We start from the raw sequence: 22253 nt of genomic DNA on the forward strand, positions 1-22253 counted from the left end.
ATAGCAAGAGTGAACCACCTGATCCCTTCCCGAACTCAGAAGTGAAACCTCTTAGCGCTGATGGTAGTGTGGGGTTACCCATGTGAGAGTAAGTCATCGCCAGCTCATTATTCGAAACACCCCCTGACTAGTCCAGGGGGTGTTTTTTTATGCGTGAGGAAAAGAAAAAGAAGTAATGAGAAAAAAAGAAAGAATTCATCATTCATTTCATGTGATTTATAAATTAAAGACTGAAAGGCGTATACTATCCGTGTCATTGATGGAAAGCTCATGTCTGATTTAGCCTCAAATTCTCCTTATATTGAATATGGCACACGGCCATTTCTTGCCATTTTATTTTCTTTATTTTTAGCAGGCTTCGCAATTTTTTCATCGTTGTATTGTGTACAACCGATGATGCCCATCTTTGCGAATTTCTTTCATGTCAGTCCGACACATAGCAGCTTTCCTTTATCTTTTTCTACCATTGCCTTAGCGATTGGGCTGCTATTCACTGGTTTGATTTCAGATCGATTCGGTCGTAAGCCTGTGATGGTCACCGCTTTATTTTTGGCAGCGTCACTTTCAATCATTAGTTCTATATTTCCACTTTGGGAAATATTTTTATTGAATCGCGTGCTGATCGGATTAAGTGTTAGCGGTGTTGCTGCAGTTGCAATGACTTATATAGGTGAAGAAATTGAGCAAAAAGATATAGGCTTTGCAATGGGCCTGTATATATCGGGTACTGCGATTGGAGGAATGGGTGGTCGTCTCATTGCCGGGGTATTGATTGATTATATTAGTTGGCAAAATGCCATGATGATTATCGGCATCATTAACCTATGTATAGCCACAGCATTCTTTTTATTACTTCCAGCATCTCAACATTTTCAAGCTTATCCCATTCGTTTCAACCGATTTTATGAATCTTTCGTTAAAAATTTAGCAGATCCAAAGCTGAGAATTTTATTCCTTCAAGGCTTTATCCTCATGGGATGTTTTGTCTCTATATTTAACTATATGAGCTACCACCTATTAGAAGAACCTTATCAACTTTCTCAAACATGGATTGGACTAATCTCCATAGCATATTTGGCAGGAATATATAGTTCACCTCGGGCTGCAAGTTGGGGGAAACGCTTTGGCCGGGTAAAAGTTTTACCTTCGATGCTGATCATGATGTTGTTCGGGCTGTTGATCATGCTCATTCCGGCATTTTGGTCAGTCATTTTGGGGCTGATTGTATTCACTTTTGCTTTTTTTGCAGCGCATTCCACGGCAAGTAGTTGGGTATCAGTTCAATCCCTGCAATACCGTGCCGTAGGTTCATCTTTATATTTATTTTGCTATTACTTAGGTTCTAGTATTTTGGGTAGTAGTAGTGGTTTGGTTTGGGAAATTTCTGGTTGGATTGGGTTGACGAGCTTTATTGCTGTTATCTTGATGATTGGTTTATTTTTAGCAATACAATTGAATAAATAAAGATAGAAATATGTGAATAAGTTATTATTAAATATTCGTTTTACATCTATTTTTAATATAAATAACGCTATAAAAATGGCTAAGTTTACTATTTTTATGATTATACAACTTTGGTCTAATATGCCTTTTAAAAGGTGCCTCATAATAATGAAATACATCACAATATTATAAATAAATTATTTTTGGTTATCATTTTTAAAAGTTTGAAAAATAATAAATATATGATAAATATGAATTATTTGTTTTTTTGAATATTTTTGCATTTGTTTTTAGATAGAATTATATATATAGATCAATATTGGTATTAAAATTAAGGCGATTATGAAAAATATAACTATTTTAATGATGGCTTTGGTTTTTATCTTAATCTCAGCTTGTACAAGTACCACGAATTTAGGGACAGCAGGCGCAGAGCGAAAACAGTTTTTTATCGTTCCTCAAAAGTTATTAACTAAACAGGCGGATAGATCGTATCAACAATTTATTCATCAAGCGAAAGACAAACAACTTTTGATCATTGATCCGAAATTGGATCAGGTTTTAAATAAACTCAAAAAAAATGCGGAGTTTTACCGTCAAGGTTCGAGTCAATGGGATTGGCAAGTCAGTGGGAATTTAAATAAAGATTTAAATGCACATGGTTTTCCAAGTGGGAAAATTGTCATTAACACGGGTTTGTATTGGAGTTTAAAGCTGAATGAAGATGAATTGGCATTTGTGATGGCGCATGAAATGGCACATGCTCTGCGTGATCATCATCGTGAGAAGATTTCCCTGCTGTTTGCAAGTCAGGTGGCGATGATTTCTTCAACTGCGGGTATCGGTACGCTTGCTACTGCGGCCAGTAGTGTGACTGGGCAAGCTGTTTTTTTGCCTAAAGTTTCAAAATTTGAACTGGAAGCTGATGTTCTCGCACTTGATCTTATGTCGAAAGCGGGCTTTGATCCAAATGCAGCATTAAGTTTTTGGCATAAATATCAGCAGGAAACGACACGCCGTCAAATGCTTGATGTAAAACCATTGATGACTCAAGACAGTATAGATAAGCATAAGATTTATATTGAAAAATATTTACCTGAAATGCACATTCAATTTCAACAGGCGCAGGCTTTAATGTTGAATAAAATGCGATAACTCATGGCACATTCTAGGTTGATTTAAACTAAAGCAAAGTTACAAGTGATTTATTTAAATCTTGTTTTAAAGTCGATGCTTTAGCACTATTACATCTGATGTCTATATAAAACAATTCAATGATTCTGTAGCTATTGTATAAATTATAATCAAGCATGATGAATGGAATTCATGGTAAAATGATCGGCTTTCATCTTCTTTGATCTTTTTTCAGATCATTCCATCTGCCAGCCGAGAATTGCTAGCCATGTCTACTGCTTATACTATGCAGACTGCGCCAAAAGCGTTGTTTGATTACGACAAATATTGGGCGTCTTGTTTTGACCCTGCGCCATTTTTGCCGATGTCACGCGAAGAAATGGATCAACTCGGTTGGGACAGCTGCGACTTTATTTTGGTTTGTGGTGATGCATATATTGATCATCCATCATTCTGTTCAGGCATTATCGGCCGTACCCTTGAAGCACAAGGTTTCCGTGTCGGGATTATTGCTCAGCCAGACTGGACCAATGTAGAAGCCTTCCGTGTATTGGGTAAACCAAATATTGCTTGGGGCGTGACTGCCGGCAACATGGATTCGATGATCAACCGCTATACGGCAGACCGTAAAATCCGTTCGGATGATGCGTATTCTCCAGATAATCAACCGAATAAACGTCCAGACCGTGCAGCAACGGTATATTGCCAGCGTGTGCGTGAAGCATATCCAGATGTGCCTGTATTATTGGGCGGTATTGAAGCCTCGCTGCGCCGTATTGCGCATTATGATTATTGGTCAGATAAAGTCCGCCGTTCAGTATTGATGGACTCGAAAGCCGACCTATTGATGTATGGTAATGGTGAACGTTCAATCACGGAAATCATGCATCGTTTGGCCCGCGGTGAAAAAATCCAAGAGATTACGGATGTCCGCGGTACCGCATTTATTGTGAATAAAAATAACCGGGCTTCAAAAGCGAAGTTTGTTGAAATTGCTTCGAATGATGTCGATGCAATTGGCCGTGTCGATCCGATCATTAACCCTTATGTAATGACCGAAGACCTTGAAGGCTGTGAAATCGAAAAAGGCAAAGACAGCGTTACGCAATATCAAGGCTTCCAAAAAGAAGCGGTAGCAAATCCGATTGTCCGTGAAGGCGATAACTTAGACGCCGATACGCAAATCGTGCAGCTGCAGCCTGCATCAAAAGCCATTAAGCATAAATTGCCGCCGCGTGAATTGGCGGTGATTCGTTTACCTGCCTATGAAGATGTGGCGAATGATCCTGTGCTGTATGCACATGCCAACCGTATTTTGCATTTGGAAACCAATCCAGGCAATGCGCGCGCGATGGTGCAAAAGCATGGTGAACGTGATGTTTGGCTGAATGCGCCGCCGATTCCATTGACTACAGAAGAAATGGATTATGTGTTTGACTTGCCATATGCACGTCTGCCGCATCCAGCTTATGGTGAAGCGCGTTTTCCTGCCTTTGACATGATTAAGTTCTCTGTGAACATTATGCGCGGCTGTTTTGGCGGCTGTACCTTCTGCTCAATTACAGAGCATGAAGGGCGTATCATCCAAAACCGTTCTGAAGAATCGATTTTGCGTGAAGTTGAAAAAATTCGTGATACCGCACCGGGCTTTACTGGGATCATTTCTGACTTAGGCGGCCCAACGGCCAATATGTACCGTTTGGCATGTAAAGATCCTGAGATTGAAAAGAACTGCCGTAAGCCGTCGTGTGTATTCCCGGGTGTATGTCAAAACTTGCACACCGATCATGCACCTTTAACGCAGTTATACCGTAAAGCACGTTCATTGCCGGGGATTAAAAAGATTCTGATCGGTTCCGGTTTACGCTATGACCTTGCGGTGTTAAACCCAGAATATGTCAAAGAATTGGTGACACATCACGTCGGCGGTTACTTGAAGATTGCGCCTGAACATACCGAAAAAGGTCCATTATCGAAGATGATGAAACCGGGGATCGGGACCTATGACCGTTTCAAACAAATGTTTGATCGTTTCAGTAAGGAAGCAGGGAAAGAGCAGTATCTCATTCCTTACTTTATTGCAGCGCATCCGGGTACGACGGACTATGACATGATGAACTTGGCGATTTGGCTGAAGAAGAATGGTTTCCGTGCCGATCAGGTGCAAACCTTCTATCCATCACCAATGGCGACTGCAACGACCATGTATTACACCGGTAAAAACCCGCTGGCTAAAGTGGCGCGTTATACCGAAAATGTCGATATCGTGAAAGGTGAAAAACGCCGCCGTTTGCATAAAGCCTTCTTGCGTTATCATGATCCAAACAACTGGCCATTGCTACGTGAAGCGCTCAAAGAAATGGGGCGTCAGGATCTGATCGGGAACTCAAAACAGCATTTGATTCCGACTTATCAGCCTGCAGGCAGTGCTGAGGGTCAATACCAGTCTGCACGTAAAAAGAACTCAAGCATTGCGGGTGATTCACAAAAACGTACAGGTGAACAAGGCAATCGGACTAAGGCTGCTCAATCGCGTCCTTCGAATACCAAGAAGCGTCCTGAGCGTGGTCAAATCTTGACGCAGCATACTGGTCTGCCGCCGCGTGAAACGGGTGATGCGAAAAAACCTTTTGGTGGTCCGAAACCCAAAGGAAAATCAAAGCCTAAATCACGCGCTTAAAATGGATAAATAAAAAAGACACTTTGGTGTCTTTTTTATGGGAGTTATGCTCGGCAGCATCAGACAGTTTGTATTTTTATATCTTGTTACCATCTGAATGTAGCCTTTGAGTCAGTTATTTCAATGAAATAGGAGCGAAAAATTGACAGTTTATCGGAATTGTCTAACAGTGAGAGGAAATCCGCTTGCTGACGTTTTTACGAATGATCTAAAGTATCTGTATATAGCAATGGATGCTATTACTCTGAATGAAGTGGCATGTGATGTTTGACGCTTTAAGTTTGCAACTTTTTGTCAGTTTAAATATGTATTGTGTGAACGTTAGAGTTATTTTTTTTAATAGGAAATTAAAAAAATAATACTGGTTGTATACTTCATCAGTATAAGAAGTATGTGAAAAACCAAAAATATAAGAAATATAAAGGATTATGAGATGACTATATACATAGTAATAGGGAGTATTTTACTCTTCTGTGTGCTCATAATGGCTTGGAAAAGTTTAGAAGGTGATTCTAAGCAACAAGATAGCGCATTGAAACAACGTGCTATTTTCAACATTAATGAGCAATTAACCTACACGCGTTTAAAAGAAATTTTGCCTAAGCATACGATCCTTGCGCATGTGTCTTTTGATGCACTGTTGACCACGAAATATTATCGTACACGTAATAAGTACCGTAATATGGTGGCGGACTTTGTCGTCCTAGATGAACAGCATCAGATCTTGGCAATCGTCGCTTTAGATGATCCGATGGTGCTAAAACGGATGCAGCAGTCGCAATATCAAGATGCTTTGCTCGCTTTGGCAGGCTATCGTGTCATTCGTTATGATGATGTGCCTGAGTACGTTCAATTACGCGAAGATTTCTTAAATGAGCAGCGTGTACAAGCGCCATTCGTACCGGTTAATGATCTGAAAAAATATCATTTATATTCAGATTTGGAACGTAAAAAAATCAAAATTATTGGATCTTAGGGATTCAAAGAGCAAAGTCTTTTGCAAAAAAAAAGCATGTCTTTAGACATGCTTTTTTTATTGTTATTCAGGCTTAATGATTATTCAGGCTTAACGGCTACGACGGTTAATTCTACCAGTACACGGGGGTCGTATAATTTGGCTTCGACACAAGTCCGTGGTAATGCTTCAATGTCAGACACCCACGCATCCCATACCTCATTGAATGCTGCATAATCCTGTTCAATATCTTTAAGATAAATGGTCACTGACATAATGTGGTTTTTATCTGTACCGGCATCTGCAAGAAATTGATCAATGATCTCAAATGTTTGCTGTGTTTGTCCTTTGATGTCTAAATCAAGGTCTGTTGCCAATTGACCTGCCAAATGGATCAATTGACCAGAAATAGCGATTTCGGAAAAGCGTTGGGTGATATGCAGGCGTTGGATGGTCATGCGAAATATCCTGAAAGCAAAAAGGTCACTTAATCTTGAGTTTTAGGCATTGTAGTTGCAACCAAAGCCGTCAATAAACAGCCGACAGCAAGGTAGATTGCCACATAATGCCATGAACCATCACCCCAAATCACCAAAGCTGCTGCAATCATTGGGGTAAAGCCACCACCGATAATACTGGCCACTTGATAGCCGACACCTGCGCCACTGTAGCGATAGGCGGTACCAAACAAGGAGGTAAAAATCGGTTGGTGTACACTCACCACCATATCATGGGCAATATTGGCAAGGAAAATTGCACCGACAATAATCAGCCAAGTATTTTGTGCATCAAGGGCCATGAAGAAGGGAAAAGCTGAAAGCGCACCAATTAAGCCACCCAGCACGCACATTTTACGATGATCAAATCGATCTGCTAGCCACGCAAAGAGCGGAATGCTGAAGCAGCTAATGGCACCAACCATTAAGGTGATATTGAGGAAGAACTGTTTGTCCATGCCCAATTGAGCGGTGGAATAATTCAGTGCAAAGTTCGTCACCAAATACATGGTGAGTAACTCGGTCAAGCGCAGCGCAATAATGTAGAAAAAGGCTTTGGGGTGTTGGCTAATCGCTTGCAGAATCGGTAATTTTTGTGGCGTTTGTTGAGCTTTGACCACATGGTCGACAAATTCTTGAGATTCGTCTTGATCACGTCGGATCCACATTGCGATAGCCAGCAAGACAATACTGGCAATAAAGGGAATTCGCCACGCCCAATCGGCAAAAGCATCTTCACCCAAAGTGGCAATAATCAAAGACACAGCGCCTGTTGCCAGAACGAGTCCGACGCCATAGCCAATTTGTACACCACTACTGTAAAAGGCTTTTTTGCCTTTCGGGGCATTTTCTACAGCCATCAGGGCAGCGCCGCCCCATTCACCACCGACAGCAAAACCCTGTATTGCCCGAAGTGTTACGAGTAGGATCGGGGCCCACCAACCGATGGCCGCAAAATTGGGTAATAAACCGATACCGACAGTAGAAATGCCCATCAGGATGACGGTGAGCACCAACATTTTCTTACGACCCAGCTTGTCACCAAAATGTCCAAACACAATGCCGCCTAATGGACGGAATAGGAAGCCGACGCCAAATGTGGCTAAAGCAGCAAGCGTGCCCATATTGTTGCCAATACTAGGGAAAAACTGATCTTTGAAAATGAGTGCGGCAACAATGCCATAAAGTAAAAAATCGTACCAATCGACTACGGCACCAATGAAGCTACTTAATGCGGCTTTACGCGCACGTTGTTCTTGATTTTGTGAAATATTTTGAGGATTTGGAGCAGTTTTTGCAGAAGGCATACAGCGGGGTATTCCATGATTGACAACAGAGTTGCCCTGTAATATTCGGATTTGATCGTCACGCCAATCACAGGACAGCATGCTGAAAGTAAAGGTGATTTTCAGCATCTCAGCGCATACACGGATAATGTAGTGCGCTGATAGAGTACTCTAATTTTAGGCTTTGTGAATAGAAAATTGCTTTAAATTTGTTCTTCTGCCTAAATCTTAAGCAAATACGATCTTCATGAAGTTTTTAGAGCAGCGAAAGTTGTGTTTCTTGGTTTTGCGCACTTAATTGATAGACCCCTACGCCAATCAGGCGAAATTGATCTTCCTCAGAAATATGCATTTCATGCAGTAATTGCTGTAACACCTGCGCAAGGTCTTCACGATGATTCAGTGAAGTTTTAAAACTTTTACTGTGCTGTAGCACTTGGAAATTCTTCAGTTTTAATTTGGCCGATACACCGCGTGCGCTTAACTGCTTTTTTTCTAAACTAGACCAGACTTGATCAATCAGTTTGGGCCAATAGGGCTGACATTGGCTCAGGGTGAGATCATCATCAAAAGTGGTTTCTTTGGAGATCTGTTGACGTTCACGGCTAGATTGGACCGGTCGTTCATCAATCCCTTGTGCATACAGATAGAGTTGTCGGCCATATTTACCGAAATGATGAATCAGAACGGCTTCTTCAATTTGTTGTAAATCACCCAATGTATTGAGTTGCATGGCTTTTAATTTTTCTTGAGTGACTTTTCCCACACCAGGAATTTTTTTCAGTGCCAAGTCATGGATGAAATGCAGAACTTGTGAAGGTTTGATAATACAAATGCCATTGGGTTTGTTCCAATCAGAAGCGACTTTAGCCAAAAATTTATTGGGCGCGACACCTGCGGAGGCAGTTAAACCAGTGCTTTGTAAAATCTCTGCCTGAATTCGCATAGCGACTTCGGTGGCGCTCGGAATGTGTTGTAAATTTTCTGTGACGTCCAAATAAGCTTCGTCTAAAGATAGCGGCTCAATCAGCGACGTATAGCGTTGAAAAATGGTATGAATTTGCGCCGAAACGGCACGATATTTTTCAAAATTCGGTTCGATCACCACGACCTGTGGGCAGAGTTTACGGGCCTGTGCCATCGACATTGCAGAACGTAAACCAAACTCACGTGCAGGATAGGATGCGGCACAGATGACTGCACGAGGGTGATGTGAAGACACAACAACAGGAAGCTGCTTGAGTTCTGGACGTTCCCGCAGCTCTACTGATGCAAAGAATGCATCCATGTCGATATGTATGATTTTCCTCATGCCTAGTTAGATCAGTGCCTGAAAATTGAATGTCAGTATCGCACAGTCAATCTAGCGCTTTCCTGAATTTTTTAACTCGAACGACACAGGTTGACTGAGTAAAACCACCTTGGTGTTTTGAGCTGCTGCCGACTGTATCAATAGATTTAGGCTTTGAGGGGTGTCATCGGCAAAGCGAGGTAAAAATTCGAGCTCTGGATTCAGTGGTTTGAAAAAATTATCCCAATGAATTGGAATCACGGTACTAGGTTGAAGAGTCGCTAAGGTTTCTTTGAAATATTGCTGTTGAAACGCTGCCGTTTGCTTGGAAAGCTGAGCGATGCCTAAAAATAAGGTATCGACTTTTAGTTTTTGCAACTGTTTGGGCACAGCACCTGTACTGGCTTTGACTAAACTGTAATGCGGCCCATGTTGGATGAGATAATCATATGATCCACCTTCTTTAAACTGATTAAAATGTGCAGGGAGTTGCAATGGCTGCGAAATTTCTTCCCCCAAATCATCATTAACGGCCGTTGGCGGAGTATGTTGCGAGGGGATCGCAGTAATGGTGAATTTACCGATTTGCATCGGTTGCCAAGCTTGAACTTCGTGCAATTGTGATTCAGCGATTGGCATCGCCCGTGCAATATTTAAGGTGCTTTTAGAGCCGACAATCATGGCCTTGGGGAGCTGGTGGGCCAACATTGGAATATCAAGCGCATGATCATAATGTGAATGAGTTACGAAAATAGCACGTGTGCGTTTTAAGTCGTATTGGTCGATATAGCTGTGTAATAAAGGTCGATCACTTTGAATCTGAGTGAATATGGTCCGACTGAGCGATGGACGAGTAAAGAAGCCATCGATGAGGATTTGCTCTTGGCCATCGTCAAACAGTAAAGTCGAAACGCCAAAGAATTTGACGTGATAGGGCGCCGCTGAGTGAGTATCTGCAGTGCTTTGTGCGGGAAGTTGATAATGCCATGTTTTAAACGCTGCCAAGGTCCCTGAAGGTTGGATCAAATATGCCAATATCCCGATGGCGAGGATCATAAAGACTGAAAATATAATAAGAAAAGTTTTTAAAATACGCATCCTTCGACTCAGTTTTCATGGATTATTTGCTTCGATGTTGTCCTGAGTCGGTGAATAAATCAACGGGGTTTGATCGGGGAAACGCCATTTTTGTCTAAAAAATCAGTCCATGCCTTGGCATCACCTGAAAATACATTTAAATCGACGGTGGTCGAGATGCCTTGAATTTGTCCTTGATTGGTATGTTGCCAAATCAGCCATTTCGGATTGTTTTTTAGATCGGGTAGGCCTTTATATTCGCGGACCCACAGCGGCGTCTGTTTAAACTCGCCAGCTAAGACAATATTATAAAAAGACTTCGAAGTATAAAAAATCGGTTGTTTGCCATAATGGCGGTGTAAGCGATCATGCATATAAGTGATTTCTTTGAGTAACTGCTCTTTGCTATAGGTGTTAATGCAGTTGGTGTCATATTCCAAATCAATCACGGGAGGAAGGGCATCGGCTTTTTTCGGCACGGAAGCAATAAAATTTTCCGCCTGAATCTTGCCATCACGGCACAGACGGTAAAAATGATAGGCCCCAACTAAAAAGCCGTTTTCCCGTGCTTGTAACCAGTTATCTTGAAATTTTCGATCTTTAAAATCACCACCCTCTGTGGCTTTAAGATAAACAAATTGGTATTTTTTAGGTGAAATTTTTGACCATTGAATATCTTTTTGATGATGGGAAACATCAAAGCCTTTGACGGGATATTCTTCTGTAGATGCAGGGCGATGCGGCATCACGGCTAAATAACCTAATCCAGCCACCACCATGACGCCGCTGATAGCGCTGAGTGCAATAATCGGGCTGTATTTTTTGAGTGAACTTTTAGAGGTACGTGATTTGGCTTTTTTAGGCATGAAAATGTATCCAAGTATCTATTTTATCATAACCCTTTAAGGGCTGATCTGTCATAGATTTGCCCGATGACACAGGTTTAGACATCCACATGTTTAGGAATCTGCCAAAAAATCGCTGCGGTAATCAGGTTAATACAGCCGAGTAAAATCAAGGTGCTATGGAATGCCGTTTCGATTTGTGCAGCACCATAATAAGCCGTAAACACGTTGACTAAAGTCCCTGCCAAAGCCACACCGATACTCATCGACACCATCATAATCATCGATAAGAAACTGTTGCCACTGCTGGCATCTTGTTGGGGTAAATCTTTGAGGGTTAAGGTATTCATCGAAACGAATTGCAGCGAGTTTAAAATACCAAAAATAAAAAAGTGTAAGGCACGTAACCACGTGGGGGTCTCAGCCGTAGAGAGCGCAAAACTGCAAATACAAGCGCCGACCAAGAAGGTATTTACCAATAACACTTTACGATAGCCAAAGCGTTGAATAATTTGACGAATAATCGGTTTTGATGCCAATGAACCGAGTACCGTCGGTATCATCAATAAACCTGTGATGAACGGCTCAAAGCCAAAAGCCACTTGTAGCATTAAGGGAATCAAAAATGGCATGGCATTGCCGCCAAGGCGGGCAAAGAAGTTGCCGATAATGCCGATGGCATAGATCCGATTTTGAAATAATTTACTGCGAAACAGCGCATTGGCGTGGGTATGTGCATGAAAGGCATAGATCAAACTGGCGATGATGCCTGCTGCGACTAAAAGCAGGCTCCACCATAGCGGCAGATGCGGGCTGGCAAAGTTTTCAATGCCTAACGATAACCCCACCATGGCGACGACCAATAAGACAAAACCCATAAAGTCGAAGCGTTGTACGCTCGGTTCGGTCACATTGGGCATGGCTTTAAAGGTAATGAGTACCCCTAGCAGTCCCATTGGAATGTTAATTAAAAAGATCCAATGCCATGTTGCGACTTCCACCATCCAACCGCCAAGGGTAGGGCCAATTAAGGGGCCAATCAAACCGGCAAGGCTCATCAGACTCATGGCCGATAAAAACTGTGTCCGAGGAATCACTTTGAGCATCGCCAAACGCCCAACAGGTAGCAGTAATGCGCCACCTATGCCCTGAATTACTCGATAAACCAGCAGCTCATTCAGGCTATTGGCCATGCCGCAGCCTAGCGATGCTAACGTAAAAATAATAATGGCTGTGAAATACGTATTTCGTACGCCAAAACGATCGGCCAACCAACCACTTAAGGGAATACACGCCGCAACGGACAAGACATAGGCCACGACCACACTATGCATTTGAAGTGGGTCTTCACCTAGACTTCTCGCCATAGCAGGGATTGCGGTATTGACGATGGTCGTATCTAGCCCTTGCATAAAAAAGCCAATAGAGACCAATAGCACTAGAAGTCTAAATTCGGGTTGTAAAGCCTGATGCGTTGGCGTGCTATTCATAAGTCAATAAAGCTGAGATTTTTAAACAGTTTAAATGAATATTGCCATTCAGATGTAGTAAAAGCTTTGCATAATTGAGCCAAAAAATTGCAAGAAAAATGCAATGAAAGTTTAATCTCTATGCAAACTAATGTTTATAACTTGGTCATATTTAAATAAAAGACGAATGAAAACATGAAACTACAAGTTTCGGCACTGATGTGATTAAACAAGGCGATGTGGGACCTGAAGGTCTGATTTTTATTGCGGCCAAAGATTCGCCCAATGCCCAACCTTTGTTGGTGGTTGGAAATGAAGTGAACGGTAGCACTGCGATTTATCAGATTAAATTGAAATAATTAAATTTTAAATTTTTGTTTTATTTAAATTTTTTATTTTGATGTCGAGAAAAGCACGGCACAAAATTGTATGAACGCCAGATAAACTGTCATAATGCGCTCAAGTCCTTCATTTATTGGAGGGCTTTTTCTTTATGGCAAAGGTGTTTTGTTTTCATGACAATCGAAATTCTGATGGTCATAGGCTTCTGTCTCGCGGCCTATTCTATTGTCGGTAATGATGTGCCACAGACATTGGGAACCTTTATTTCATCCAATGCGCATCGCCCTTGGTGGCTGTTGTGGATCTATGTCAGCAGTATTCTAGCTATTGTATTGGTTTATGGTTGGTATAGTTCTGGTGTGGGGGATGCATCTTATGGTCGTTTAGAAACGATTCCATTTCCCGCAGAAGGGGTCACGTGGCTCTATATTGTGCCACCGATCTTACTGATCATTTTGACTCGCTACGGAATTCCGGTCAGCACCACATTCTTAGTGTTAACGATTTTCTCTCCGAGTAGTCTCGGGTCGATGTTAACCAAGTCGATGATGGGTTACGCGGTTGCTTTTGTTGTCGCGATTATTATTTACCGTTTTGTGATTAAAGGCATTTCGGTTTATTTCAGTAAAACACGTGATGAAACACCCTCGAATATTTGGGTGGGACTACAGTGGGTTTCGACTGCATTTTTATGGAGTCAGTGGCTGATTCAGGATTTGGCCAATATTTTTGTCTACGTGCCTCGTCAGGTACCGCTGGAGTTCCTGATTTTTGCAATTGTGGTGTTTATCGTACTGCTTGGGATCATTTTGTACCAACGTGGTGGGGCGATTCAGGGCATTATCGACACCAAAACGGGTGTGGCTGATATCCGCTCGGCAACCATTATTGACTTTATGTATGCCTTGATTTTATTGGTGTTCAAAGAGTGGAGTAATATTCCAATGAGTACCACTTGGGTGTTCTTGGGCTTACTCGCAGGACGTGAATTTGCCATGTCCATGCATTTACATGAAGTGAATAAATATCGAACTTCACGAAATGTCAGCAAAGATGCGATGAAATTGATGCTTGGTTTGTTGATGAGTATTTTCTTAGCGACAACATTGCCATGGTTCTATCGTGTGGTGTCGGGTTAAGTCGGCACGATCTCGATTTGAATTAGGACATCGAGCAATAAAAAAAGGGGAATAATTTATTCCCCTTTTTGACATCTAAAATACAGTTAAACCACGAAATTTTTCGGGCAATCTAAATTTTTCAGTGCACTAAAGATCTGCTTCGAAGAATTACATACGATCAGTTTGGCACGATGCTGCGGCGGCAAGAAACCTTCAGCGACCGCATGGTCTAATTGTGCAATCAGTGCATCATAGAAGCCATTGACGTTATAAAGCATCATCGGCTTTTGGTGTTGATTCAACTGTCCCCAAGTGGCGATTTCTAAAATTTCTTCGAATGTGCCGAGACCACCGGGCAGGGCAACAAAGGCACTGGCACGTTCTGCCATCATGGCTTTACGCTCATGCATACTGCGCACGACGTGTAATTCAGTCAAATGATTATGTGCAATTTCATAATCCAACATAAACTCAGGAATCACACCAACGGCTTCGCCGCCATGTTCGACCACAGCGTCAGCGACTTGACCCATCAGGCCAATACTGGCGCCACCATAGACCAGACCAAAACCATGTTCAGCCAAGCCTTGCGCCAACGCGATGGCTTTTTCTTGATAAATTGGATTGTTTCCAGAGCGGGAGCCGCAATACAGTGCGATTAAAGGTTGTGTTGTAGCAGGAGAAGGATTACCACGTTTTTCTGTCATTTTTAATCCGCTATTCATTACGTTTTAATTTTACCTTAGCATGTTATTTTTTATGACACTACATTGGCAGCTAAATATGACAATTTAATGTCATCACTGGGTTTAAATTCTTCCATACTGAGATTGTACTTTGGTAAAAAAGGGTGAATTTTTACCTTAACTTGCTATACTTAAAACTTCATTTCAAGCTAAAGAACCGTCATGGGTAGTGGTTGTTGTCACTCAGCACACATCAAAATATTAGAAAGAACGCCATTAAAAGCGTTTGCGCATGTCCAATGCATTTCATCTTCAAATCAGCATGATCTACGTGTGAATAACATTCAGGAGATACAACCATGATCTTTGAATGGATGTCCGATCCTTCTGCATGGGTGGGTTTATTAACACTGGTGGTGCTTGAGATTGTTTTAGGTATCGATAACTTGGTTTTTATTGCGATTCTTGCGGAAAAATTACCGCCAGAACAGCGTAATACTGCACGGATTGTCGGCTTATTGCTTGCACTGTGTATGCGATTGGTCTTACTGGCCTCAATTGCATGGGTGGTGACCCTAACCAATCCACTGTTCCATATTTTCGACCATCCATTTTCCGGTCGAGACCTAATCTTACTGTTTGGTGGGGTGTTCTTGCTATTTAAAGGCACCATGGAACTGCGTGAACGTCTTGAAAACAAGCCCATGCTAAAGGAAGAAAATCCTGTGCATGCGACGTTTTGGATGGTGATTGTGCAGATTGTGGTGCTCGATGCCGTGTTCTCGCTCGACAGCGTGATTACCGCTGTCGGGATGGTGAAACACCTTTCTGTCATGATGATTGCGGTCATTATTGCTGTCGGCATTATGCTGTGGGCATCTAAACCACTGATGAACTTCGTGAACCGTCACCCAACGGTGGTGATTCTGTGCCTGTGTTTCTTGATGATGATCGGTTTCTCGCTCTTAGTCGAAGGCTTTGGTTTCCATATTCCAAAAGGTTACTTATACGCGGCCATTGGTTTCTCTGTCATGATTGAGTTCTTGAACCAAACCATGCGTCATAATCAGGAAAAAATGGTGACAACCACAGACTTACGTTATCGCACAGCCTCAGCTGTGATGCGTATGCTCGGTGGGAAAAATGTTGCAGACAATCAAAATGAAAATGAAGATGTGCTTGCAACACGTGCTTTTGCTGATGAAGTCTTTGATGAAGACAACGGGGTTTACCACAGTGTCATGGTACAAGGGGTACTGGGTTTATCTGAGCGTCCAGTAAAGTCCGTGATGACACCTCGTCCTGAACTGGAATGGATTGATTTAGATGAAGAACCTGAGGCGATTCGTGCTCAATTACTCAGTACCACGCATTCACGTTTAATTGTGGCACATGGTGAGCTTGACAATATTGCGGGTGCGGTACTGACTCATAAAGTCATGAATGACTATATTGAAACGGGCGTACTCGATTTCGAAAAACATCTCCGTGAGCCAGTGGTGGTGCATGAAAATGCTCAAGTTTTGATGGTGATGGAACAATTGCGTCAAGCGCCGTTACAAATGGCTTTGGTGTTGAACGAATACGGTTCAATTGAAGGGATTGCAACACCGATTGATGTCTTAGAAGCGATTGCTGGTGAGTTCCCTGATGAAGATGAACCGGAAACGGCAGCAGAAAGTCTCGATGATGGTTCATTGTTACTCGATGGCTCAACTGACATTCGTCACGTGTCTTTATTGTTGGGTCGTGATTTGGTGGATGATGCTGAACAGTATTCGACACTGTCTGGATATATTTTATTTCATTTGGGCCGCTTACCGGCCAATGGTGAAAAATTCAAAGCGGATGAACACATCTTTGAAGTGGTCACGATGGATGGTCATAAGATTGAAAAAGTGCATGTCATTCCCATGCCAACTGAAGATTAAGTTGCGTATCGGGGGGTAATCTATATAGATCACTGATGTTACGCACGTAAAAGTAATTACGCATTTTTAAAATGATTTTTAAGTCTATTCGACGGAGTCTTACATCTAGGGTTTAAATAAAGGGATTAGCCTTCGGCTGGAGGTACTCTTACGAAACGTTGTTTCTCATTCGGCAAAAGTACCCAAAACCATTGTCATCCGCAAAACTCGTTCACTACCGTCAAATTATTCAAAGCATTGCAAAAACATTTTTGATTAGAAGTAGTCCTGTCTCAAACACTTGCGGATGACCTTACCGTGTATCATTCTTTTATTTGAATCGATACGGATCTACTGATGAAAATTGTGTGGAAAGATCCGTTAAAATAGCCTGCATTGTCAGGCTATTTTTTTATGGAAACAAACATGTCACAAGTCCAATGTCCATGTGGCAAAGGTGAGTATGCCAACTGTTGTCAGCCCTTACATGCGGGGCGTGAAAATGCACAGAGCGCAGAGCAGTTGATGCGTTCACGTTATAGTGCTTTTGCAAAGCATGAGATTGATTATATTGTACAAACAACTGCGCTTGGACAGCAGAAAGCCTTAGATGTCAGTGCCATTGCAGCGTGGAGTCAGGCCAATCAGTGGTTAAAGCTTGAGGTTGTCCAAGCCCAAGAAAAACTCGATAAAAACCATGCTCAAGTTGAATTTAAAGCCCATTATCACGATGGGCAGCAGCGCAGGTACATCATGAAATTTCACACTTTGTGAAGTTCGAGCAACGCTGGTATTTCCTTGATCCGACCACAGAGATGCAAATCACCATGAAGCAACCATGTATTTGTGGCTCTGGACGAAAATTTAAACAATGTTGTGCGCAATTTTTATAACATTTGAGCAGATTTAGCTTAGAATAGCGCGCATCTCAACCCTCAGTGGAAGAAGGGCGATGTTACTTACCGTTATTTATATTATCGCAATCACGGCAGAAGCAATGACAGGTGCATTGTCTGCGGGTCGGCGGAGTATGGACTGGTTTGGGGTAACATTGATTGCCTGTGTCACGGCACTGGGGGGCGGTTCGGTTCGTGATGTGCTACTTGGGCACTATCCACTGACGTGGGTTAAGCATCCCGAATATCTCATGCTGACCTGCTTTGCTGCATTTGTCACCATCCTGATTGCAAAGTGGATGCGTCATCTTCGTAATATCTTCTTGGTTCTCGATGCCCTTGGTCTCATTGGTTTTACCATTATTGGCTGTCAAATCGCTTTAGAAATGGGACATGGTTTTGTCGTTTCTGCGGTAGCAGGGGTGTTAACTGGGGTCTCTGGCGGTATTTTACGAGACATCCTGTGTAACGATGTCCCACTGGTGTTCCGTCGTGAACTTTATGCCAGTATTTCTTTTGTGTCCGTGATTTGTTATTGGCTCTGCATTGAGATTGGCTTATCGCTAGAATTGACCGTCATTGCGACGCTCATTTTCGGTTTCACCTTACGTCTGATCGCCATTTACTTTGGCTTAGAAATGCCTAAATTTATTTATAAAGATGATGATGATCAGTCAGTATCTTCAAAAGATTTGTCATAGCCGCGTTGCTATAACATCACATTAAAATGCTAAAAAGACGGATCAATGGTCGGTCTTTTGCATGGATCTATACTAAAAAACGCAAAATCATACATCCTGTTGGGAAAGCAGTGTTCATCCTTCCACCAGTTCAGAGATCTTGTTATGGACTTAGTCTCACGCATACAACGCTTACCCATCGGTAAGTTTCACTACACTTTACTTTGGGTTATTGGCCTTGGCTGGATGTTTGATGCCATGGATACGGGACTCATTTCCTTTATCTTAGCGAAAATGGCTGAAGATTGGGCCATGACGCCAAATGATAAAAGTTGGGTGGTCTCGATTGGTTTTGTTGGGATGGCGATTGGCGCGGTGTTTTCTGGAGGACTGGCAGATCGCTTCGGCCGAAAAACAGTGTTTGCATGGACATTGGTGATTTATAGCTTAGCCACCGCTGCATGTGCGTTTGCACCTAATCTAACTTGGTTGTTGGTATTTCGTTTTATTGTCGGCTTAGGTTTAGGGGGGCAACTCCCAGTCGCGGTGACTTTGGTCAGTGAATATATTCCAGCGCATGTACGTGGACGTTTTATTGTCTTACTAGAAAGTTTTTGGGGGCTGGGCTGGTTGGTTGCTGCATTGGTATCACGCTTTATTATTCCTGATTTTGGTTGGCATGCAGCGTTCCTGATTGGCGGTATTCCTGCGTTATATGCGATCGTGATTTGGAAAATGGTGCCTGAATCGGTGCCTTATTTAATTAACCGTGGACGTTTTGATGAAGCACATGCATTGGTGAAAAAGATTGAAGCCAAATGTGGTGTAGAAGTTGTTGAAATTTTTGAGGTCAAACCGGTTGCAGAAAAGCACAATATCAGTTTTTCACAGCTTTGGTCAGGCATTTTTGCACGTCGTACTTTAATGCTGTGGCTCATTTGGTTCGGTATCGTCTTTTCTTATTATGGTATTTTTACATGGTTACCAAGCTTATTGGTCAAAGAAGGCTACACCATTGTTCAATCCTTTGAATATGTCTTGGTCATGATTTTGGCACAATTGCCAGGTTATATTGCAGCGGCATGGTTGGTCGAAAAATTGGGTCGTAAAGCTACTTTGGCGGGCTTCATTGGGATGTGTGCCATTTCGGCATATTTCTTCGGTCAGTCTGGCAGTGTGACAGAGATCGTGATCTGGGGCTGTTTAATGTCCTTCTTTAATCTCGGTGCTTGGGGCGTACTTTATACCTATACACCAGAACAATATCCGGCCAATATTCGTGCCTTTGGTTCGGGCTGGGCCGGTGCCATTGGTCGGATCGGGGGGATTGCCGCGCCTTTTGCTGTGACACATATGATGGATATGGATCATGGTTTTAGCTATGTCTTTATGATGTTTACAGCAGTCTTAATTGCAGTTGCCGTGGTGATTTTGGTTTTAGGTGAAGAAACCAAAGGCAAAACTTTAGAATCCATTGGTCTATAGAGACTGTTGAATTTTTAGTTGATCATGGTGAATAAAATGGATATTTTTACGCCATAAGACACAATTTGTCGCAGAGTGTTAGATCATCCCCTTGTATAGGGGACACCTGCGACATAGCATAAGAACCCAATAAAGAACGAACAATTTAGGATTACAGGTTGTTATGACAAGCCTTGCGCATCATGCGACAGAAAACCGTTCCGTAGCAGAATTTACCGAACAAGCATATCTCAACTACGCCATGTACGTGATTATGGATCGTGCATTGCCACATATCAGTGATGGTTTAAAACCCGTTCAGCGTCGTATCGTCTATGCGATGAGCGAACTCGGGCTAAAGCCAACGGGTAAGCCAAAAAAATCTGCACGTACGGTTGGTGATGTACTGGGTAAATACCATCCTCACGGTGACTTTGCTTGTTATGAAGCCATGGTACTCATGGCGCAGCCGTTTAGTTATCGCTATCCATTTATTGAAGGTCAGGGAAACTGGGGTTCACCAGATGATCCGAAATCCTTCGCAGCGATGCGTTATACCGAAGCGAAATTGTCTGCGTATAGTGATTTATTACTGTCAGAGTTAGGACAAGGGACCTGTGATTGGCAGGATAACTTTGATGGCTCGATGAAAGAGCCGGTGAATTTACCCGCACGTGTACCGAATATTTTACTCAACGGCACAACGGGTATTGCAGTGGGTATGGCAACCGATATTCCACCGCATAACTTACGTGAAGTGGTGAAGGGTACCATCGCCTTAATTCGCAATCCAAACTTAACCGATGAGAAAGTCGCAGAATATATTCCTGCACCTGATTTGCCGACACGTGCGGAAATTATTACCTCTCCAGAAGAATTACTCAAAATACAAACCACGGGTCGCGGTAGTTATCGAACTCGTGCGGTGTACAGCATTGAGAAAAATGAAATCGTGATTACGGAGTTACCGTATCAGGTTTCAGGTTCGAAAGTGATCACGCAGATTGCAGATCAAATGCAGGCGAAGAAGTTGCCATTGGTCACGGACTTACGTGATGAGTCAGATCATAAAAATCCAACACGTTTAGTGATCGTCCTGCGCTCGAATCGTATTGATGCTGAATCGGTGATGAGTCATCTATTTGCAACCACCGACTTAGAGTCGAGCTATCGTGTCAATATGAACATGATTGGCGCTGACGGTCGTCCGCAAGTGAAATCGATCCGCCGTATTTTGTTGGAATGGATTGAAATCCGTAAAAATACCGTAACACGTCGTTTGACTTACCATCTGAATAAAATTGAAAAACGGTTACATATACTTGCAGGCTTGATCATTGCCTATCTGAATATTGATGAAGTGATTCGTATTATTCGCGAAGAAGATCAGCCTAAACCGGTGTTAATGACGCATTTTAATATCGATGAAATTCAAGCCGAAGCGATTTTAGAACTCAAGTTACGTCATTTGGCAAAACTTGAAGAAATGGAAATGCGCCGTGAACAAGAAGAATTGGAAGCCAAAGCTGCCATTATTCGTGAACAATTGGCGAATCCTGAATCATTAAAAGCCTTGATCATTAATGAACTGAAAGAAGATGCGAAGAAATTTGGTGATGACCGCCGTTCTCCAATTGTGAAACGTGCTGAAGCCCATGCGATTAATGAACAAGATATGCTTCCTGCAGATCCTGTGACTGTGGTGTTGTCTGAAGCGGGTTGGATTCGCTCGGCGAAAGGTCATGAAGTCGATGCTGAGAACTTAAATTTCCGTGCAGGTGACCAATATCTCAGCCATGCGCAAGGTAAATCGAATCAACGTGTGTATGTATTAGATGATGCCGGTCGAAGCTATGCTTTGGGCATCAATACCTTGCCATCTGCGCGTGGTTTAGGTGAGCCTCTGAGTTCTAAACTTGCACCTGCAAGTGGTGTCGGCTTTAAACAAGTGTTTATTGCTGAAGATGAAACAGAAGTCTTGGCGATGAGTAGTAAAGGCTATGGCTTTAAAACCCAAGCCAAAAACCTCGATACCAATGCAAAAGCAGGTAAAGCCTTCCTTACCTTATCTGAAGGCGCGGCGGTCATGAATTTAACGGCGATTGAGAATGCAACACATCTTGCACTCCTCAGTTCTGCGGGGCGTTTGCTGTTGGTTGAACTTGATGAATTACCAGTCCTAAATAAGGGTAAAGGTAATAAATTGATACAACTTGAGGCAAAAGATCAAATTGTATCCATGACAACTTTGAATTTAGATGAAATAATTCAAGTGCTTGCAGGTAATCAACAATTAAAGCTTAAAGCCGACGATCTGCAAAAATATGTGGGCAAACGTGCATCGAAAGGCGTGTTGTTACCACGTGGATATCAAAAAGCAAATAAACTGTTCATTCAAAGATAATACTAGCATCCATGGAACGAAATACGTTATATATGCTGTTATTCGTGAAATGGATGCAATATTAAGCACAAAC

The 22253-nt window shown here is 42.3% G+C and carries 17 protein-coding genes, 1 rRNA gene and 1 pseudogene; 12 read left to right on the forward strand and 7 right to left on the reverse strand.

The window, feature by feature from the left end; genetic code table 11:
• The 5 genes from rrf to FTV11_RS14310 all read left to right on the forward strand — a co-directional run.
• Positions 1-105: ribosomal RNA gene (gene rrf, locus FTV11_RS14290) — 5S ribosomal RNA — on the forward strand; the annotation flags it as partial.
• A 165-nt stretch (positions 106-270) separates the two neighbouring features.
• The gene (locus FTV11_RS14295) at positions 271-1464 is read left to right on the forward strand and encodes an MFS transporter (RefSeq protein WP_180074213.1); all 1194 of its coding nucleotides are present in this window, start codon (positions 271-273) and stop codon (positions 1462-1464) included.
• Positions 1465-1785: 321 nt separating this feature from the next.
• On the forward strand, positions 1786-2598 hold the full coding sequence (locus FTV11_RS14300) for a M48 family metallopeptidase (protein ID WP_180074214.1): 813 nt from the start codon (positions 1786-1788) through the stop codon (positions 2596-2598).
• A 247-nt stretch (positions 2599-2845) separates the two neighbouring features.
• Positions 2846-5257: a YgiQ family radical SAM protein gene (locus tag FTV11_RS14305; RefSeq protein WP_078189552.1), complete on the forward strand. Its 2412-nt coding sequence runs from the start codon at positions 2846-2848 to the stop codon at positions 5255-5257.
• A 433-nt stretch (positions 5258-5690) separates the two neighbouring features.
• The gene (locus FTV11_RS14310) at positions 5691-6233 is read left to right on the forward strand and encodes a DUF2726 domain-containing protein (RefSeq protein ID WP_078189487.1); all 543 of its coding nucleotides are present in this window, start codon (positions 5691-5693) and stop codon (positions 6231-6233) included.
• An 80-nt stretch (positions 6234-6313) separates the two neighbouring features.
• Here the strand turns inward: FTV11_RS14310 and FTV11_RS14315 are convergent, their stop codons facing one another.
• From FTV11_RS14315 to mdtD, 6 genes are all read right to left on the reverse strand, one after another.
• Positions 6314-6670, reverse strand: a complete 357-nt coding sequence (locus FTV11_RS14315; protein ID WP_180074215.1) for a RidA family protein — start codon at positions 6668-6670, stop codon at positions 6314-6316.
• A 29-nt stretch (positions 6671-6699) separates the two neighbouring features.
• Positions 6700-8016: a shikimate transporter gene (gene shiA / locus FTV11_RS14320; protein ID WP_180074238.1), complete on the reverse strand. Its 1317-nt coding sequence runs from the start codon at positions 8014-8016 to the stop codon at positions 6700-6702.
• Between the two features lie 235 nt (positions 8017-8251).
• Complete coding sequence (gene dinB / locus FTV11_RS14325; protein ID WP_180074224.1) at positions 8252-9307, reverse strand: DNA polymerase IV; 1056 nt, start codon at positions 9305-9307, stop codon at positions 8252-8254.
• A 51-nt stretch (positions 9308-9358) separates the two neighbouring features.
• Positions 9359-10384, reverse strand: a complete 1026-nt coding sequence (locus FTV11_RS14330; protein WP_180074226.1) for an MBL fold metallo-hydrolase — start codon at positions 10382-10384, stop codon at positions 9359-9361.
• Positions 10385-10443: 59 nt separating this feature from the next.
• Positions 10444-11229: a GH25 family lysozyme gene (locus FTV11_RS14335; protein ID WP_180074228.1), complete on the reverse strand. Its 786-nt coding sequence runs from the start codon at positions 11227-11229 to the stop codon at positions 10444-10446.
• A gap of 77 nt (positions 11230-11306) precedes the next feature.
• Positions 11307-12698 (reverse strand): multidrug transporter subunit MdtD, encoded by a 1392-nt coding sequence (gene mdtD / locus FTV11_RS14340; RefSeq protein ID WP_180074230.1) that lies wholly within the window; start codon positions 12696-12698, stop codon positions 11307-11309.
• A gap of 200 nt (positions 12699-12898) precedes the next feature.
• Here mdtD and FTV11_RS14345 point away from each other — a divergent pair, with 200 nt between their 5' ends.
• Both FTV11_RS14345 and FTV11_RS14350 read left to right on the forward strand, forming a co-directional pair.
• Positions 12899-13036 carry a hypothetical protein gene (locus FTV11_RS14345; protein WP_180074232.1) on the forward strand — a complete coding sequence of 46 codons (138 nt, stop codon included), beginning with the start codon at positions 12899-12901 and terminating at the stop codon, positions 13034-13036.
• Positions 13037-13192: 156 nt separating this feature from the next.
• The gene (locus FTV11_RS14350; protein ID WP_111884840.1) at positions 13193-14158 is read left to right on the forward strand and encodes a hypothetical protein; all 966 of its coding nucleotides are present in this window, start codon (positions 13193-13195) and stop codon (positions 14156-14158) included.
• Between the two features lie 86 nt (positions 14159-14244).
• On the opposite strand, the gene FTV11_RS14355 is transcribed toward FTV11_RS14350, so the two are convergent.
• Positions 14245-14865 carry a TIGR00730 family Rossman fold protein gene (locus FTV11_RS14355; RefSeq protein ID WP_078189478.1) on the reverse strand — a complete coding sequence of 207 codons (621 nt, stop codon included), beginning with the start codon at positions 14863-14865 and terminating at the stop codon, positions 14245-14247.
• Between the two features lie 320 nt (positions 14866-15185).
• On the opposite strand from FTV11_RS14355, the gene FTV11_RS14360 reads away from it, so the two are divergent.
• The 5 genes and pseudogenes from FTV11_RS14360 (at position 15186) to parC (ending at position 22180) form a co-directional block, all read left to right on the forward strand.
• Complete coding sequence (locus tag FTV11_RS14360) at positions 15186-16757, forward strand: TerC family protein (RefSeq protein ID WP_180005207.1); 1572 nt, start codon at positions 15186-15188, stop codon at positions 16755-16757.
• Between the two features lie 405 nt (positions 16758-17162).
• Positions 17163-17629, forward strand: a pseudogene (locus tag FTV11_RS14365) (YchJ family protein).
• Between the two features lie 59 nt (positions 17630-17688).
• Positions 17689-18333: a trimeric intracellular cation channel family protein gene (locus FTV11_RS14370; protein WP_078189475.1), complete on the forward strand. Its 645-nt coding sequence runs from the start codon at positions 17689-17691 to the stop codon at positions 18331-18333.
• 144 nt (positions 18334-18477) lie between these two features.
• Positions 18478-19797, forward strand: a complete 1320-nt coding sequence (locus tag FTV11_RS14375; RefSeq protein WP_078189474.1) for an MFS transporter — start codon at positions 18478-18480, stop codon at positions 19795-19797.
• Between the two features lie 163 nt (positions 19798-19960).
• Entirely contained in the window at positions 19961-22180 is a 2220-nt protein-coding gene (gene parC / locus FTV11_RS14380; RefSeq protein WP_180074234.1) for a DNA topoisomerase IV subunit A, read from the forward strand.
• Positions 22181-22253: the final 73 nt, after the last annotated feature.

This window comes from Acinetobacter sp. YH12231, assembly GCF_013417755.1.
Taxonomy (GTDB): domain Bacteria; phylum Pseudomonadota; class Gammaproteobacteria; order Pseudomonadales; family Moraxellaceae; genus Acinetobacter; species Acinetobacter amyesii.

Bases quoted from the DNA above. Each gene is read 5' to 3' on its own strand.
- FTV11_RS14360 (WP_180005207.1), top strand. From the start codon at position 15,186: ATGATCTTTGAATGGATGTCCGATCCTTCTGCATGGGTGGGTTTATTA.
- FTV11_RS14315 (WP_180074215.1), bottom strand. From the start codon at position 6,670: ATGACCATCCAACGCCTGCATATCACCCAACGCTTTTCCGAAATCGCT.
- FTV11_RS14335 (WP_180074228.1), bottom strand. From the start codon at position 11,229: ATGCCTAAAAAAGCCAAATCACGTACCTCTAAAAGTTCACTCAAAAAA.
- mdtD (WP_180074230.1), bottom strand. From the start codon at position 12,698: ATGAATAGCACGCCAACGCATCAGGCTTTACAACCCGAATTTAGACTT.
- FTV11_RS14310 (WP_078189487.1), top strand. From the start codon at position 5,691: ATGACTATATACATAGTAATAGGGAGTATTTTACTCTTCTGTGTGCTC.
- FTV11_RS14300 (WP_180074214.1), top strand. From the start codon at position 1,786: ATGAAAAATATAACTATTTTAATGATGGCTTTGGTTTTTATCTTAATC.
- shiA (WP_180074238.1), bottom strand. From the start codon at position 8,016: ATGCCTTCTGCAAAAACTGCTCCAAATCCTCAAAATATTTCACAAAAT.
- dinB (WP_180074224.1), bottom strand. From the start codon at position 9,307: ATGAGGAAAATCATACATATCGACATGGATGCATTCTTTGCATCAGTA.
- parC (WP_180074234.1), top strand. From the start codon at position 19,961: ATGACAAGCCTTGCGCATCATGCGACAGAAAACCGTTCCGTAGCAGAA.
- FTV11_RS14375 (WP_078189474.1), top strand. From the start codon at position 18,478: ATGGACTTAGTCTCACGCATACAACGCTTACCCATCGGTAAGTTTCAC.
- FTV11_RS14370 (WP_078189475.1), top strand. From the start codon at position 17,689: ATGTTACTTACCGTTATTTATATTATCGCAATCACGGCAGAAGCAATG.
- FTV11_RS14305 (WP_078189552.1), top strand. From the start codon at position 2,846: ATGTCTACTGCTTATACTATGCAGACTGCGCCAAAAGCGTTGTTTGAT.
- FTV11_RS14350 (WP_111884840.1), top strand. From the start codon at position 13,193: ATGACAATCGAAATTCTGATGGTCATAGGCTTCTGTCTCGCGGCCTAT.
- FTV11_RS14330 (WP_180074226.1), bottom strand. From the start codon at position 10,384: ATGCGTATTTTAAAAACTTTTCTTATTATATTTTCAGTCTTTATGATC.
- FTV11_RS14355 (WP_078189478.1), bottom strand. From the start codon at position 14,865: ATGAATAGCGGATTAAAAATGACAGAAAAACGTGGTAATCCTTCTCCT.
- FTV11_RS14295 (WP_180074213.1), top strand. From the start codon at position 271: ATGTCTGATTTAGCCTCAAATTCTCCTTATATTGAATATGGCACACGG.